Raw genomic sequence first — 15086 nt, forward strand, 5'->3', positions numbered from 1 at the left:
AGAATATGATAAAGATTACATTTCCGGACAATTCCGTAAGAGAATATGCAAAGGGAACGACTGCTATGCAGATAGCGGAAAGCATTAGTTCTCGTTTGGCACAGGAAGTCCTAGCCGCAAGCGTGAATGGGGAGGTTTGGGACTTAAGCCGTCCTATCAACGACGACGCTACGGTGAAACTTTTGAAGTGGGAAGACGAGGAAGGTAAACATGCGTTCTGGCATTCCAGCGCTCACCTTATGGCAGAGGCTTTGCAGGAATTATATCCGGGTATTAAATTCGGTATAGGTCCGGCGATCGAGAACGGTTTCTATTATGACGTGGATCCGGGCGAGGCCGTGATCAAAGAGGGTGATTTCGCTGCTATCGAGGCTAAGATGCTTGAGCTGGTAGCCAAGAAAGAAGAGATCAAACGTCAGGACATTACCAAGGCGGATGCCATGAAGATGTTCGGCGATAGAGGTGAAGAGTATAAAACAGAGCTTATCAGTGAGTTGGAAGACGGTACGATCACTACCTATACACAGGGTTCTTTTACGGACTTGTGTAGAGGGCCGCACTTACCGAATACCTCTTATCTGAAAGCTGTCAAGATATTGAGCGTAGCCGGCGCTTATTGGCGTGGCGATGAGAAACGCAAGCAATTGGTTCGTTTGTATGGTATCACTTTCCCGAAAAAGAAGATGTTGGATGAGTATCTGACATTGTTGGAGGAGGCCAAGAAACGTGACCACCGTAAGATCGGTAAGGAAATGGACTTGTTCATGTTCTCCGATACGGTAGGTAAGGGCTTACCGATGTGGTTGCCGAAAGGTAGCGCCTTGCGTTTGCGTCTGCAAGAGTTCTTGCGTCGTATCCAAGCTCGTTATAATTATCAAGAGGTAATGTGTCCGCCGATCGGTAATAAATTATTGTATATTACCTCCGGCCACTACGCTAAATACGGAAAGGATTCTTTCCAACCGATCCATACACCTGAGGAGGGTGAGGAATACTTCTTGAAACCGATGAACTGTCCTCATCACTGTATGATCTATAAAAACTCTCCTCGTTCGTATAAGGACCTGCCGTTGCGTCTCGCTGAGTTCGGTACGGTTTGCCGGTATGAGCAGAGCGGAGAGTTGCACGGATTGACCCGTGTACGTAGCTTTACACAGGATGATGCTCATATTTTCTGCCGCCCCGATCAAGTAAAGCAGGAATTCTTGAACGTGATGGACATCATCTCGATCGTATTCAAGACGATGAATTTCGAGAACTTCGAGGCTCAGATCTCCTTGCGTGACAAGGTGAACCGTGAGAAATATATCGGTAGCGACGAGAATTGGGAGAAGGCTGAGCAAGCGATTGTAGAGGCTTGTGAGGAAAAAGGCTTGAAAGCTAAGATCGAATATGGAGAGGCCGCTTTCTACGGTCCGAAACTCGACTTCATGGTGAAAGACGCTATCGGCCGCCGTTGGCAGTTAGGTACGATTCAGGTAGACTATAACTTACCGGAACGTTTCCAATTGGAATATACGGGTGCCGACAACCAGAAGCACCGTCCGGTTATGATCCACCGTGCGCCGTTCGGTTCCATGGAACGGTTCGTTGCCGTATTGATCGAGCACACCGCCGGAAAGTTCCCGTTGTGGTTGACTCCGGAGCAGGTATGTATCATGCCGATCAGCGAGAAGTTTAATGATTACGCTTGGCAAATCGCGCGTGAGTTGGGTAATCAGGAAATCCGTGCTATCGTAGATGACCGAAATGAGAAGATCGGTCGTAAAATTCGTGACAATGAATTGAAAAGAATCCCTTATATGCTCATCGTTGGAGAAAAAGAAGCAGAAAATAGTGAAGTTTCTGTAAGAAAACAGGGCGAAGGTGATAAAGGTTCGATGAAAATTGCTACCTTTGCAGCGCTTTTGAATGGCGAGGTAGAGGAAATGATGAATCGCTGGCAAAAAAGTAATGATTAAATAACTAATAACGAGGAGAATAAATCTTTTTGAATGAAGAATGACAATCTGAAAGAACAGTATAGAATCAACGAACGTATTCGTGTTCGTGAAGTTCGTTTAGTAGGTGACAATATTGAGACGGGTGTTTATCCGATCGCTCAAGCGCTGAAAATAGCGGAAGAGCAGGGGATGGATCTAGTCGAGATTTCACCAAATGCTGCGCCCCCCGTTTGTAGAGTAATCGACTACCAAAAATTCCTCTATCAGCAAAAAAAGCGTCAGAAAGAGCAAAAAGCGAAATCTGTGAAAGTGGTCGTGAAGGAGATTCGTTTCGGGCCTCAAACAGATGATCATGATTACAATTTTAAATTGAAGCACGCTAAGGGATTTTTGGAGGAAGGTTCGAAGGTCAAAGCCTACGTGTTCTTTAAAGGCCGTTCTATCCTTTTCAAGGAACAGGGAGAAGTCTTGCTGCTTCGTTTTGCCAACGATTTGGAGGACTATGGAAAAGTAGAGCAGTTGCCGGTTCTGGAGGGAAAACGTATGATTATCATGCTTACTCCGAAGAAAGCGGGCACTGGTTCAGCCCCGGCTGCGGCCGCAGCTCCGAAAGTTGTAAAGAAAGTGATTACGACACCTAAGCCTAAAAGTGAGGGTGATAAGAAAACAGAAGAATAAAATCCGTCCCTGATAGAAGGGAGGTTAAGTTTAATAATTAAAATATAATTGGAAAATGCCTAAGATGAAGACTAATTCCGGTGCCAAAAAGAGGTTCGCCCTTACCGGATCAGGAAAGATCAAAAGAAAACACGCTTTTAAGAGTCATATCTTAACAAAGAAGACTAAGAAGCAAAAGAGAAATCTTACTCACACGGGTTTGGTAGCTAGTGTTGACGTAAGCAACGTAAAGCAGATGCTTTGCATGAAGTAATCTTTATTCATTAAGCGAGTTTTATAACGATTTTTATTAACCGAATGCATTAGCAATCAAGTTCATCCTACGAGATGACGCTAACATTCAAAACAGATTAGAATTATGCCTAGATCAGTAAATCATGTTGCTTCAAGAGCAAAAAGAAAACGGATTTTAAAACTAACCCGTGGTTATTATGGTGCACGTAAGAACGTTTGGACCGTAGCGAAGAATACATGGGAAAAAGGTTTGACTTATGCTTTCCGCGACCGTCGTAACAAGAAACGTAATTTCCGTGCTTTGTGGATTCAGCGTATCAACGCTGCCGCTCGTATGGAAGGTTTGTCTTACTCTCGCCTAATGGGTGCTTTGCACGCTGCCGGTATCGAGATCAACCGTAAGGTTTTGGCAGACTTGGCCGTTAACCATCCGGAAGCATTCAAGGCTATCGTAGCTAAAGTAAAATAAGATTTTTGCTATATAGTTAATAAAGAGCCTCCCCGAAAAGGAGGCTCTTTTTTTGTTGTTTTTGTTTGGTTATGTCGATACGATTACATATCTTTGTAACAAGAAAAAGATAAACAGGGAATGAGTTAAGCCGCACTTGTTCGATTGGGAAACTCATCAGTTTATTTTAATTCCGAGACATAGCTCTTGTCGCCAATGGCGGGCCGCACCCTTCGGGGTATGCTTAGCACGGCGGATTACAAAGGTGGCAAAGCACTCAAATCCTGTCATACGGAGTTTGTTCATATCTACAGTGCGGCTTTTTCAAATAGGGAAGAGGATCTTTAATTAGATTCTCTTCTTTTTTATGCGGTTCACGCAGATAGTCTCGTTAGCTCATATAAGTAGTCTTCTGAAGATAAAGTGAATTATTTTGAAAATAAATTAGGTTTTATAGTTGGTAATCCAAAAAGAATGCTTTCCTTTGTAGCAACAAACAAAAGATAGTTTGTCTTGCTCTTTATCTTCGAGTTTCTATTCTCAGTAATGATAATATATTCTTCTAGAAATCGATCTTCACTAACATCACTTGTTTTATTATTAATTTATTTTTAATTTTTTTCGTATGAATATTTACATTGGAAACTTGAGTTATCGAGTAAGAGAATCTGATTTGCAACAAGTATTAGAAGAGTATGGTATTGTTGATTCAGTAAAGTTAATTGTTGATCGTGATACTAGACGTTCTAAGGGTTTCGCTTTCGCTGAAATGCCTAACGTTGATGAGGCTCAAAAAGCTATCGAGGAATTAAACCAAGCTGAGTACGAAGGTCGTCAGATGGTTGTAAAAGAAGCAATTCCTAGACGTTAATTTTAGAAGATATACATCTTAAAATAACTCTGAAGCGGGGAGACGATAGTCTTTCCGCTTTTTTGATATTGTCTATTATTGTTGTATATTTACGCACCAAGAATAACACAACTAAAAAATAAGTATTATGACGTTGCCAAAACGGTCTTGCATGAAAGTAACCGGACTTGCTCTCGCTTGTTCCTCACTACTTTTTTCCTGTGCTCCCAAGGAGGTTCCGCAGGTGAATTTAATCCCTAAGCCGGCCCATATCGAGGTGACTGGCGGTTATTTCAAAGTAGATAGTAATCTCATATTCGGGAATGATCAATCGGGTACGATCCGTTACGTGGTCGATGAGTCTTTTAATGGCGGGAATCCGGAAGGATATGCGTTGGACGTGACCGAGAAGGGGATCGAGTTGAGAGCCGCCTCTAAATCCGGATTGTTTTACGGGGAACAAACGTTGCGTCAGCTGTATACGTCGAAAGGGATTCCTTGCGTATCGATCCAAGATAATCCCCGTTTCCCGTATCGTGGCTTGCATCTGGATGTCTCCCGTCATTTCTTCCCGAAAGAGGAGGTGATGAAGTTATTGAACGTCATGTCTTATTATAAATTGAATACGCTTCATATGCATTTGACGGATGCCGGTGGTTGGCGTATCCAGATGGATAAATATCCGAAACTGACTACGGACGTGGCTTTCCGTACGGAATCTGATTGGCAGAAATGGTGGGATGGAAAGGATCGCAAGTATCTGCCGGAAGGAACTCCGGGGGCATATGGCGGTTATTTTACGAAAGAAGATATCCGTGAGATCGTGGATTACGCTACGGCCCGGCATATTAATATAATACCGGAAATCGAATTCCCGGGGCATTCGGACGAGGTGTTCGTGGCGTACCCGGAGTTGAGTTGTGCCGGCAAACCTTATACGACGGGTGATTTCTGCATCGGCAACGAGAAATCGTTTACGTTCATGGAGAATGTATTGTCCGAGGTGATCGAGTTGTTCCCTTCCGAATATATCCATATCGGGGGAGACGAGGCCGGGAAGGGAGCTTGGAAGACCTGCCCGAAATGTCAAGGTTTGATGCGCCGGAACGGGATGAAGGACGTGGATGAGTTGCAGAGCTATATGATTCATCGTGCCGAGGAATTCCTGATTTCCAAAGGCCGCAAATTGATCGGTTGGGATGAGATTCTGGAAGGGGGCTTGGCTCCGGAGGCTACCGTCATGTCTTGGCGGGGCGAGGAAGGGGGAATCAAGTCCGCCCGCATGGGACACGACGTGGTTATGACACCGGGTGGTTATATGTATTTCGATTTCTATCAAGCTGATCCGAAGACACAGCCGTATGCCATCGGTGGTTATACGCCGATTAAGCGGGCGTACAGTTATAATCCGGTGCCTGTGGATTCGTTAACTGCCGAGGAAAGTAAGCATATCCTAGGGGTACAGGCGAATACATGGACGGAGTATATCAAGGATGAGAAACATTTGGAGTATATGATGTTCCCTCGTGCCTTGGCGGTCGCCGAGATCGGATGGACTCCGCAAGAGGATCGTAGTTGGGAGGATTTTAAGCCTCGTATGAATGCGAATATCCCGGTTCTGCAACGGATGGGTATCCATACGTTCACGCTCTCGGACGAGATCGAGACCACGATGGAGGTAGATACCTTGCGGCGAGAGATCAAGGTCATGTTGGATGCGGAGAAATATCCGGCGGAGATACGTTACACGACAGACGGCTCTATTCCCGCCGCCTCTTCCCGGGTCTATAACGGCCCGATCGTGGTGAAAGACTCCGCTGATATCAAGGCCGCTATCTTCCGTGACGGGCAGCTTCAAGGAACGCCTACCGAGAAGAAGGTGGATTATCACCGGGGTATCAATAAGCCTATACATTATAATAGTAAGCTGTATAGCGGTTATATGGCGGGTGGCATGAACGCCTTGCTGGACGGCTACAGGGGAGGCTTGACTTATCTGGACGGTCGTTGGCAGGGTTATTTGAATGACTTGGATTGCGTGGTGGACATGGGCGAGGTGACGGATATCCATAAGGTATCGTCCCGCTTTATGCAATTGATCGGCCCGGGCGTGTACCAACCGGGAGAGGTGGAGTTGCTGACATCGGAAGACGGGGAGAGCTATATCTCGCAGGGAGTTATCCCTACTACGATATCCAATACGGATAAAGACCTGTCTTTTCAGGAATATACGTTTAACGGCGATTGGAAAGCCCGTTATATCCGTATCAAGGCAAAAGAGGCAAATAAGGGTTTCATCTTCACGGATGAGATCGTGATCTGGTAAGTATGAATCAATTAATTATCAACTAAAATACATTTATCAAATGAAGAAACAGTTAATGACCTTCCTGTTGTGTGGCAGTCTGTTCGCTACGGCGCAGCAACCGGTAGATTATGTGAACCCCTTCATCGGTACGAGCAATTACGGTACGACGAATCCCGGCGCGGTTTGTCCACAGGGTATGATGAGCGTGGTTCCTTTCAACGTCATGGGGTCGGAGAAGAACCGTTTTGACAAGGATAGTCAATGGTGGTCTACTCCTTACTCGGCAGACAATAAATTCTTTACGGGATTCGCCCACGGCAGCTTGAGCGGCGTGGGATGCCCGGAGCTGGGAGGTTTGCTATTGATGCCGACGACGGGCGAGTTGAACGTGGACTATAAGGCTTACGGCAGTGAGTACAAGGACGAGGTGGCTCACCCCGGTTATTATAGCAATACCTTGACCAAGTATAATATCAAGGCGGAGGCTACTGCCAGCATGCGTACGGGCTTGAGCCGTTTTACCTTCCCGAAAGGGGAGAGCCATATCCTCTTGAACCTAGGCGAGGGCTTGACGAACGAGACCGGTGCTACGGTACGTATCGTGAATGATACGGAGATCGAGGGGAGTAAGCTTTTAGGTACGTTCTGCTATAATCCACAGGCCGTATTCCCGGTTTACTTCGTGATGAAGGTAAACAAGGCCCCGAAGAAGATGGGTTATTGGAAGAAACAACGTGAGATGAAGGGGGTAGAGGCCGAATGGGATATCTACTCCGGCAAGTATAAGTTATATACCAGTTATACCCGTGAGATGAGCGGAGACGACATCGGCGTATGGTTCGATTACGATACGGACGAGGGCGAGGCTATCGAGGTGAAGATGGGTATCTCGTACGTGAGCATCGAGAACGCCCGCCTGAACATGAATACGGAGCAGCCCGGCTTCGATTTCGACAAGGTCCGTACGGCGGCTAGCACGATGTGGAACAAGGATCTTTCCAAGGTACAAGTGGAAGGAGGTACGAAAGACGAGAAAACGATATTCTATACCGGTATGTATCATTTGCTGATCCATCCGAATATCCTGCAAGACGTGAACGGCGAGTACCCGATGATGGAGAGCCTGAAAGTAGGCCATACCGCCGGAAACCGTTATACGGTCTTCTCCTTGTGGGATACGTACCGCAACGTAAGTACCCTGATGACCTTGCTCTATCCGGAGCGTCAATTGGATATTATCCGTACGATGCTGGATATGTACCGGGAAAACGGTTGGTTACCGAAATGGGAGCTTTACGGACGTGAGACCTTTACGATGGAGGGCGATCCCTCGATCCCGTATATCGTAGACGCATGGATGCGCGGCTTGCGTGACTTTGATGAGCAAACCGCTTATGAGGCGATGCGTAAAGGCGCTACTACCCCGGGAGAGTTCAACCTGCTTCGTCCGGATGCGAACGATTATTTCAGCAAGGGCTATGTTCCTTTGCGTGAGCAATACGATAACTCCGTATCTCATGCGCTGGAATATTATATCGCCGACTGGAACTTGGCTAATTTCGCTCAAGCCTTGGGTAAGAAAGAGGATGCCAAGTTATTCCGTGATCGTTCTTTAGGTTACAAACATTATTATAGCAAGGAGTTTGGAACACTGCGTCCTATCTTGCCGGACGGCACTTTCTACTCTCCGTTCGATCCGAAACAAGGCGAGAACTTCGAGCCTAGTCCCGGTTTCCATGAAGGCAACGCATGGAATTATACGTTTTATGTTCCTCACGATATCAAGGGACTGGCCAAATTGATGGGAGGCGATAAGAAATTTGTCGATCATTTGCAGAAGGTATTCGATGACGGCAATTATGATCCCGCCAACGAGCCGGATATCGCTTATCCTTATTTGTTTAGTTATTTCAAGGGAGAGGCTTGGCGTACTCAGAAGTTGGTCCGTCAGTTGTTGAAGGATTGCTATCATAACGCCCCGAACGGTGTCCCGGGTAACGAGGATACAGGCACGATGTCCGCTTGGGCTATTTTCTCCATGATGGGCTTCTACCCAGCTTGTCCGGGCGACGTGAACTATGTATTGACTTCCCCGACTTTCGATAAGGTTACGATCCAGCTCGACAAGAAATTCTATCCTAAAGGCGAATTGGTAATCGAGTCTAAGCATAGTAATCCGGAAGCGATCTATATCAAGGACGTTTTCGCCGGCGATAAAAAGCTAAAGGGCTACACCATCTCGCAAGAGGACTTGGTAAATGCCGGAACCTTGCGTTATATCCTCGAGGATACGCATAAGTAAGCCAAGATAAAGATATACCGAATTTGATATTTACCGGACGCAGATGACACCGACAAGCACGGGTGATCTGCGTCCGGTTTATTTTTTGATATCCTAAAACCATTTGATCTTCCTGAATATAAAAAAGGCCGTAGCGGATAGCAAGATCGAGAGCAAGATGATAACCACGAAACCATGCGGCATATCCTCCATGTAGATCGGGACGTTCATCCCGTAGAAGCTAGCGATTAATGTCGGAACCATTAAGATAATGGAAAGTGATGTCATACGTTTCATGATCGTGTTCACGTTGTTGGAGATGATAGAGGCGAAAGCGTCCATCGTACCCGTAAGAATATCGCTATAGATATTTACCGTGTTATGGGCCTGCTTCAACTCGATCTCCACGTCCTCCACCAAATCCTTGTCGATATATTCCGGCTCTTGGAAAATATTCTGGAGCTTGGCCAGCATCACCTCATTCCCGCGGATGGAGGTGTTGAAGAATACCATGCTCTTCTCCAGCTTCATCAACGCTAGCAGATCCTCGTTGCGGATGCTTTTCTCCAACGCCTTTTCCGCCTCGGTGACGGCGTAATTGATTTGTTTCAGGTATTTAAGGAACCATACGGCCGATGAGTGGATCAGCCGGAGGATCAACTCATACTTGTTTTTAATCTGGAGTTCCTTCCGTTGGGTATAACGGATGAAATCGGGGATCAAGTCCGTCTTATGGTAACATACGCTTACGATGATCTCATTGTTCGTGATGATACCGATCGGCACCGTATTGAACGGGATGTCATGATCTTGGTTCTGCAACGGGATACGTAAGATGGTAAGCAACCAATTCCCCTCGTACTCGATACGGGGACGCTCGTCCGTATCGGCTATATCGCTCAAGAATGATTCGGGTACGTTAAATCGATCCATCAAGAATTGAAGATCTTCGGGAGTCGGGCACTCTACGTTTACCCAACTGTTAGGAAGCCATTGGTTCTTCTCCACATAACCGGCCTCACAATAAAGAAATTGTCTCATTATTGCCTCCTTTCGTGTTTAATCCGAGCAGAGGATCAATGAAACCCTCCGCCTCGTTAGTTCATACTCTGTTCTGTTTCTAGCGGGATACTGTCGTCCATAATTTGAAAATTACTTTTTACGGGTGCAAAGATAATACTTTTTTACGTAAGTAAAGTTATGTCGCTGTATGCTGACAGCAATATTGTTGCCAGTTTACGTTAGCATAGGCTTACTTCTCTGAGAGTATTGCGATACTTCTGGTAATAGTACTGGAGTACTTTCATGGAAGTACCCGAGTACTGCCTAAGAAGTACTCCAATACTTCTTAGGCAGTACTGGCCGTCTATTCAATCCCGCATTTTCCCTCTTCGTTGAAGTAGAAGAAGAGCCCGGTATCTATGCTGGCCGGGCCATGGATACGGTTTACGGCGGGTTCCCATGCGGGCATCAACTGGAGTACCCGTAAGGCTTCATCGCGGAACTCATCATAGGTTTTCCCCGTATCGCGAGGATACAGTATATTCTCGGGTAGGCTTATGGGATTCTGTAACATTCCTAAGGAATCGATCGTGAAGGAGTAGAAGAGTCGTACCTTCGTGCCCGTACCTTTATAAGATTCGGGATAACGCAGGTTCTGTTCGAAGAAACGGATCATGGCTTCTCTTCCTCCCTTGAACTCGGCCATGGGGCGAGGCTCGTGGAGCCGGCTGGCGAAGCGTGTGTATTCCTCATAATCTTCCGGGTTATCGGATAGGTAGAATGTGGCGGTTAAAGGGTAATGGACGAGGCCGGCGCCATGTCCGGTGCTGACGGTCTTATGCACCCGGTACAATCCCGGTGGATTTTCCTTGAGCTCAGGCATCAAGGTGGCCGAGAAATCGTCTCTTGTCTGGTTAGGAAAGATCGGATAGCCGAGATCGACGAAGGCGTTGGGTTGCGGGACCCCTTTCCATGCCCTCCCGTCGAAATGCTCGATGAAATAACTTTCGCCTCCCATCCCTTCTTGGTTGGTGTGGTTGGTGATGGCGATCTCGATCCGTTCGATGTTGGTTGGGTAGACATTCGGGCTTACTCGCATGGAGAAGTGGGTGGTGTCCTCGCAAAGAGATTCCTCGGGCGACCGGTCGTAAGGGCCTCCGCCGATCCGGATGAGGGGCGAGTCGAATACGTACGTCTTAAATGCTTTTACATACGGGGTTTCCGCTATGATAAGCTGTAGGAAGACGGAGTCGTCCGTGTTCCAGAGGGAGGCCATGTTTCTGCGGATCTTCCGTAGATGCGGGGGAAGGGTATCGTATTCCTTGCCGAAGAACAATTCTATGCTGTCCCGTATCTGCTTGGCGGTCCATCCTTCCGTGGAAACTGAAGATGCGGCATGGGTATCAGTCGGTAACGGTAGGGTATCTTGCCGTGCTATGGATTGGGAGTCGGCTGAGTAGTCGCTACTGTTTTCCCCTTTCTTTTGTTTGGTATGGCAGCCGTATAATAGGCAACCTCCCATGATAACTAATCCGATAAAATACGCTTTCATGATTCGACAGGTTTTAATTCCTAAATATAAAGAATCTTTTTCAGAAATGGGTAAAAGATATTACCTTTGACTCCCCAAATAGAAAGAATGATGGCAGAAGGAACAAGAAATACAGGAAGAGGAAGGAAAAAGCCTGTGGAGATGCTCCCCGATATGGGGCGTCTTCAGCCACAGGCCCGTGAGTTAGAGGAGGCTGTGTTGGGTGCGTTGATGCTGGAGAAAGACGCGTACTCGATCGTCAGCGAGATCTTGAAGCCGGAGTGTTTCTATGAGAAAGCGCATGAGAAGATTTATGCCGCTATCGTAGACTTGGCGTTGAGCCAGCGTCCCGTGGATATGCTTACCGTAACGGAGCAATTGAAAAAACGGGGAGAATTGGAGGATGTAGGCGGACCGTTCTATATCTCTCAACTTACCAGCAAGGTGGCCAGTAGCGCCCATATCGAGTATCACGCCCGGATCATTGCCCAGAAATATCTGGCGAGGGAGTTGATCTCTTTCACGGCGATGATCCAAGGAAAGGCATTTGATGAGACGCTCGATGTAGAGGACTTGATGCAAGAGGCGGAGGGTAAGTTGTTCGAGATCTCTCAACGTAACGTAAAGAAGGATGTCACCCAGATCAACCCCGTCATCAAGGACGCTATGGAGATGTTGCAAAAGGCGGCTCTCCAGAAGGAAGGTCTGAGCGGATTGCGTACGGGCTTCGAGGGGTTGGATAAGATGACTTCCGGTTGGCAGAATTCAGACCTTATCATTATCGCTGCCCGTCCGGCCATGGGTAAGACGGCTTTCGTGCTTTCCATGGCGAAGAATATGGCGGTGAATTTCAATACGCCTGTCGCCCTGTTCTCGCTCGAGATGAGTAACGTACAGTTGGTAAACCGTCTGATCGTGAATGTCTGCGAGATACCGGGCGAGAAGATCAAGAGCGGACGCTTGGAGAGCTACGAGTGGGAGCAGTTGGACTTTAAGATTAAGGAGCTTTACGACGCCCCGATCTTCGTGGACGATACCCCGAGCTTGTCCGTCTTCGAGCTGCGAACGAAAGCCCGTCGCTTGGTGCGCGAGCATGGCATCAAATGTATCATTATCGACTACCTTCAGTTGATGAACGCTAGCGGTATGAACTTCGGTAGCCGTGAGCAGGAGGTGAGTACGATCTCCCGCTCGTTGAAGGGATTGGCGAAGGAGTTGAATATCCCGATTATCGCCTTGTCGCAGTTGAACCGTGGTGTGGAAGCTCGTCAAGGCGTGGAAGGTAAGCGTCCGCAGCTAGCCGACTTGCGTGAGTCCGGAGCTATCGAGCAGGATGCCGATATGGTATGTTTCATCCACCGTCCCGAATATTATAAGATTACGGAAGACGAGCGGGGAAATTCCCTGATCGGTCTTGCCGAGATCATTATCGCCAAGCATCGTAACGGTGCCGTGGGGGATGTCCGGCTGCGCTTTAAGAGCGAGTTCGCCAAGTTTATGAACGTAGAGGAAGATATAGCGGTAAGGGAATTCTCCTCGACCATGAACGGTGGAGACCCGATGCCCCCGATCCCATCGGCGGGAGCTGACTTCTTGAGTCAAGGTAGCAGTAACGAGGTTCCGTTCTAATATAGCATGAATGAGCGAAAGAGGCGAAAACGTTTGCGGTAGATTTTTCGCCTCTTCTTTTCTGTTTCGTTGGCGAATCCGATTCGAAACTTCTATCTTTGTGATTGAAAACAAATTACTGAATCAGCCATGACGAGACACTTAGTTCCGGTATCTATATACCTGTCGCTGTTGCTTAGCTGCAACTCACCGAAAGAATACAAATCCTTTGATGAATACCCTTCCTATGAGGGAGACGATCTGGAGTTGTTCTATTCCCCCACGAAATCCGTGTTCACCCTTTGGGCCCCGACGGCGGAAGAAGTCCGCTTGAATCTTTACGCCTCCGGTGAGGGAGGGGAGCCTATCCGCCAGTTGCCGATGAAATCCTCGGATAAGGGTACGTGGCGTATCTCCGTGAGCGAGGATCTGAAAGGTTCCTTCTATACCTTCCAGATCCGTATCGGCGATAAATGGCTGGATGAGACTCCCGGTATCTGGGCGAAAGCCGTCGGGGTGAATGGAAACCGTGCGGCTGTGATCGATTGGGCGGCTACCGATCCGGAGGGCTGGGAGGCGGATAAATCTCCCGAGTTGAAAAGCTTCTCCGATATTATCATCTACGAGATGCATCATCGGGATTTCTCGATCGCCGCGAACTCCGGCGTGACGCATAAAGGTAAGTTTCTCGCCTTGGCGGAGAACGGCACGAAAGGTCCGGGCGGCGTGGCTACCGGCGTGGATCATCTGAAGGAGTTGGGCGTTACCCATGTCCACATCCTTCCTTCCTATGACTATGGCTCGGTGGACGAGACCCGCTTGCAAGATAATGTGTACAATTGGGGATATGATCCCAAGAACTATAACGCCCCCGAGGGGAGCTATTCCACCGATCCTTACAATCCCGAGGCTCGTATTCGTGAGTTCAAGGAGATGGTGCGGGGGTTGCACCGGAATGGTATCCGTGTGATCATGGACGTGGTTTACAATCATACCTTTGTGGGTGACGGGTCGAATTTCAGCTTGACCGTCCCCGGTTACTTCTACCGTCATAAACCGGACGGAAGCTATTCGGATGCCTCCGGCTGTGGTAATGAGACCGCTTCGGAGCGGGCGATGGTACGCCGCTATATCGTGGAGTCCGTGAAATATTGGGCCGAGGAATACCATGTGGATGGTTTCCGTTTCGACTTGATGGGCATCCATGACGTAGAGACCATGAACGAGGTAAAAGCCGAGTTAGCTAAACTAGATCCTTCCATCTTCGTATACGGCGAGGGCTGGACCGCCAGCGATTCCCCGCTACCGGAGGACCAGAGGGCGATCAAGGTAAACGCCCCGAAACTGAATGATGTGGCCGTATTTAGCGATGACCTGCGGGATGCTTTAAAAGGAAGCGTATTCGAGACTACACAGGCCGGTTTCGCCTCCGGAAAGCCGGAAGGTAACGAGGAGTCTATTAAGTTCGGTATTGTAGGCGCTATCCGCCATCCGCAAATCGACTATAACCAAATATTATATTGCAAAGCGCCTTATGCGAACAAGCCTACGCAAGTGATCAACTATGTCTCTTGCCACGATGATCTTTGTTTGATGGATAAGTTGAAGCTCTCGGCCCCGAAAGACGCTACCCCGGATGAGTTGATACGATTCGGCAAGTTGGCCCAGACCATCATCTTCACCTCGCAAGGAGTTCCCTTCATGCGGGCAGGAGAGGAGTTGCTGCACGATAAGAAGGGCGTACATAACAGCTATCAATCGCCCGATTCAATCAATGAGATCGACTGGTCTTTGAAGGCAAAAAACAAGGATGTTTTCAACTATTACAAGGATTTGATCGCCCTTCGTAAGTCGCACCCGGCTTTCCGTATCGCCACGGCCGAGGGAGTGAGGGAGGCCCTTCAATTCCAAGAAGTGAACCAGCCCGGTGTCGTAGCGTATACCTTAGGGGAACATGCGAACGGGGATAGTTGGAAGAAGATTATGGTTATCTTTAACGGGAACCGGAAGGCGGTAACGGTTTCTCTGCTGGAAGGAACATGGGTTCCGGTTTGTAAGGACGGTCGGATTTATCTGGACGGTAAAGGTTCCGTACAGGGTAAAACTACCGTAAGCGCCTCTTCCGCCTTGATCTTGAAACAAGATTAATACGGAACTAAATCAAAGAAAATCCCCCGGGACATCTCGATGAATACCGAGCGTC

The 15086-nt window shown here is 47.8% G+C and carries 11 protein-coding genes; 9 read left to right on the top strand and 2 right to left on the bottom strand.

Annotated elements, in window-relative coordinates:
- Nucleotides 1-5 precede the first annotated feature (5 nt).
- The 7 genes from thrS (at nucleotide 6) to D7V92_RS07435 (ending at nucleotide 8763) form a co-directional block, all read left to right on the top strand.
- Nucleotides 6-1961, top strand: coding sequence for a threonine--tRNA ligase (thrS, locus tag D7V92_RS07400; protein ID WP_121772610.1), 1956 nt, complete (start codon nucleotides 6-8; stop codon nucleotides 1959-1961).
- A 33-nt stretch (nucleotides 1962-1994) separates the two neighbouring features.
- Nucleotides 1995-2621, top strand: a complete 627-nt coding sequence (gene infC, locus D7V92_RS07405) for a translation initiation factor IF-3 (RefSeq protein WP_008779711.1) — start codon at nucleotides 1995-1997, stop codon at nucleotides 2619-2621.
- A 55-nt stretch (nucleotides 2622-2676) separates the two neighbouring features.
- On the top strand, nucleotides 2677-2874 hold the full coding sequence (gene rpmI, locus D7V92_RS07410) for a 50S ribosomal protein L35 (RefSeq protein ID WP_005857684.1): 198 nt from the start codon (nucleotides 2677-2679) through the stop codon (nucleotides 2872-2874).
- A gap of 105 nt (nucleotides 2875-2979) precedes the next feature.
- Complete coding sequence (gene rplT, locus D7V92_RS07415; protein WP_005857682.1) at nucleotides 2980-3324, top strand: 50S ribosomal protein L20; 345 nt, start codon at nucleotides 2980-2982, stop codon at nucleotides 3322-3324.
- A 604-nt stretch (nucleotides 3325-3928) separates the two neighbouring features.
- Complete coding sequence (locus D7V92_RS07425; protein ID WP_005857680.1) at nucleotides 3929-4174, top strand: RNA-binding protein; 246 nt, start codon at nucleotides 3929-3931, stop codon at nucleotides 4172-4174.
- A 127-nt stretch (nucleotides 4175-4301) separates the two neighbouring features.
- Nucleotides 4302-6479, top strand: a complete 2178-nt coding sequence (locus D7V92_RS07430; protein ID WP_121772611.1) for a family 20 glycosylhydrolase — start codon at nucleotides 4302-4304, stop codon at nucleotides 6477-6479.
- 40 nt (nucleotides 6480-6519) lie between these two features.
- Nucleotides 6520-8763: a GH92 family glycosyl hydrolase gene (locus D7V92_RS07435; RefSeq protein WP_121772612.1), complete on the top strand. Its 2244-nt coding sequence runs from the start codon at nucleotides 6520-6522 to the stop codon at nucleotides 8761-8763.
- Nucleotides 8764-8856: 93 nt separating this feature from the next.
- Here D7V92_RS07435 and D7V92_RS07440 read toward each other — a convergent pair whose 3' ends face one another.
- Both D7V92_RS07440 and D7V92_RS07445 read right to left on the bottom strand, forming a co-directional pair.
- On the bottom strand, nucleotides 8857-9783 hold the full coding sequence (locus D7V92_RS07440) for a magnesium transporter CorA family protein (protein WP_005862977.1): 927 nt from the start codon (nucleotides 9781-9783) through the stop codon (nucleotides 8857-8859).
- Between the two features lie 325 nt (nucleotides 9784-10108).
- Nucleotides 10109-11296 carry an immunoglobulin-like domain-containing protein gene (locus D7V92_RS07445; protein ID WP_121772613.1) on the bottom strand — a complete coding sequence of 396 codons (1188 nt, stop codon included), beginning with the start codon at nucleotides 11294-11296 and terminating at the stop codon, nucleotides 10109-10111.
- A gap of 90 nt (nucleotides 11297-11386) precedes the next feature.
- On the opposite strand from D7V92_RS07445, the gene dnaB reads away from it, so the two are divergent.
- The gene (gene dnaB, locus D7V92_RS07450) at nucleotides 11387-12904 is read left to right on the top strand and encodes a replicative DNA helicase (RefSeq protein WP_008772408.1); all 1518 of its coding nucleotides are present in this window, start codon (nucleotides 11387-11389) and stop codon (nucleotides 12902-12904) included.
- A gap of 129 nt (nucleotides 12905-13033) precedes the next feature.
- Entirely contained in the window at nucleotides 13034-15031 is a 1998-nt protein-coding gene (gene pulA / locus D7V92_RS07455; RefSeq protein WP_121772614.1) for a type I pullulanase, read from the top strand.
- Nucleotides 15032-15086 lie beyond the last annotated feature (55 nt).

This window comes from Parabacteroides sp. CH2-D42-20 (genome assembly GCF_003670185.1).
In the GTDB taxonomy this organism is placed as follows: domain Bacteria; phylum Bacteroidota; class Bacteroidia; order Bacteroidales; family Tannerellaceae; genus Parabacteroides; species Parabacteroides distasonis.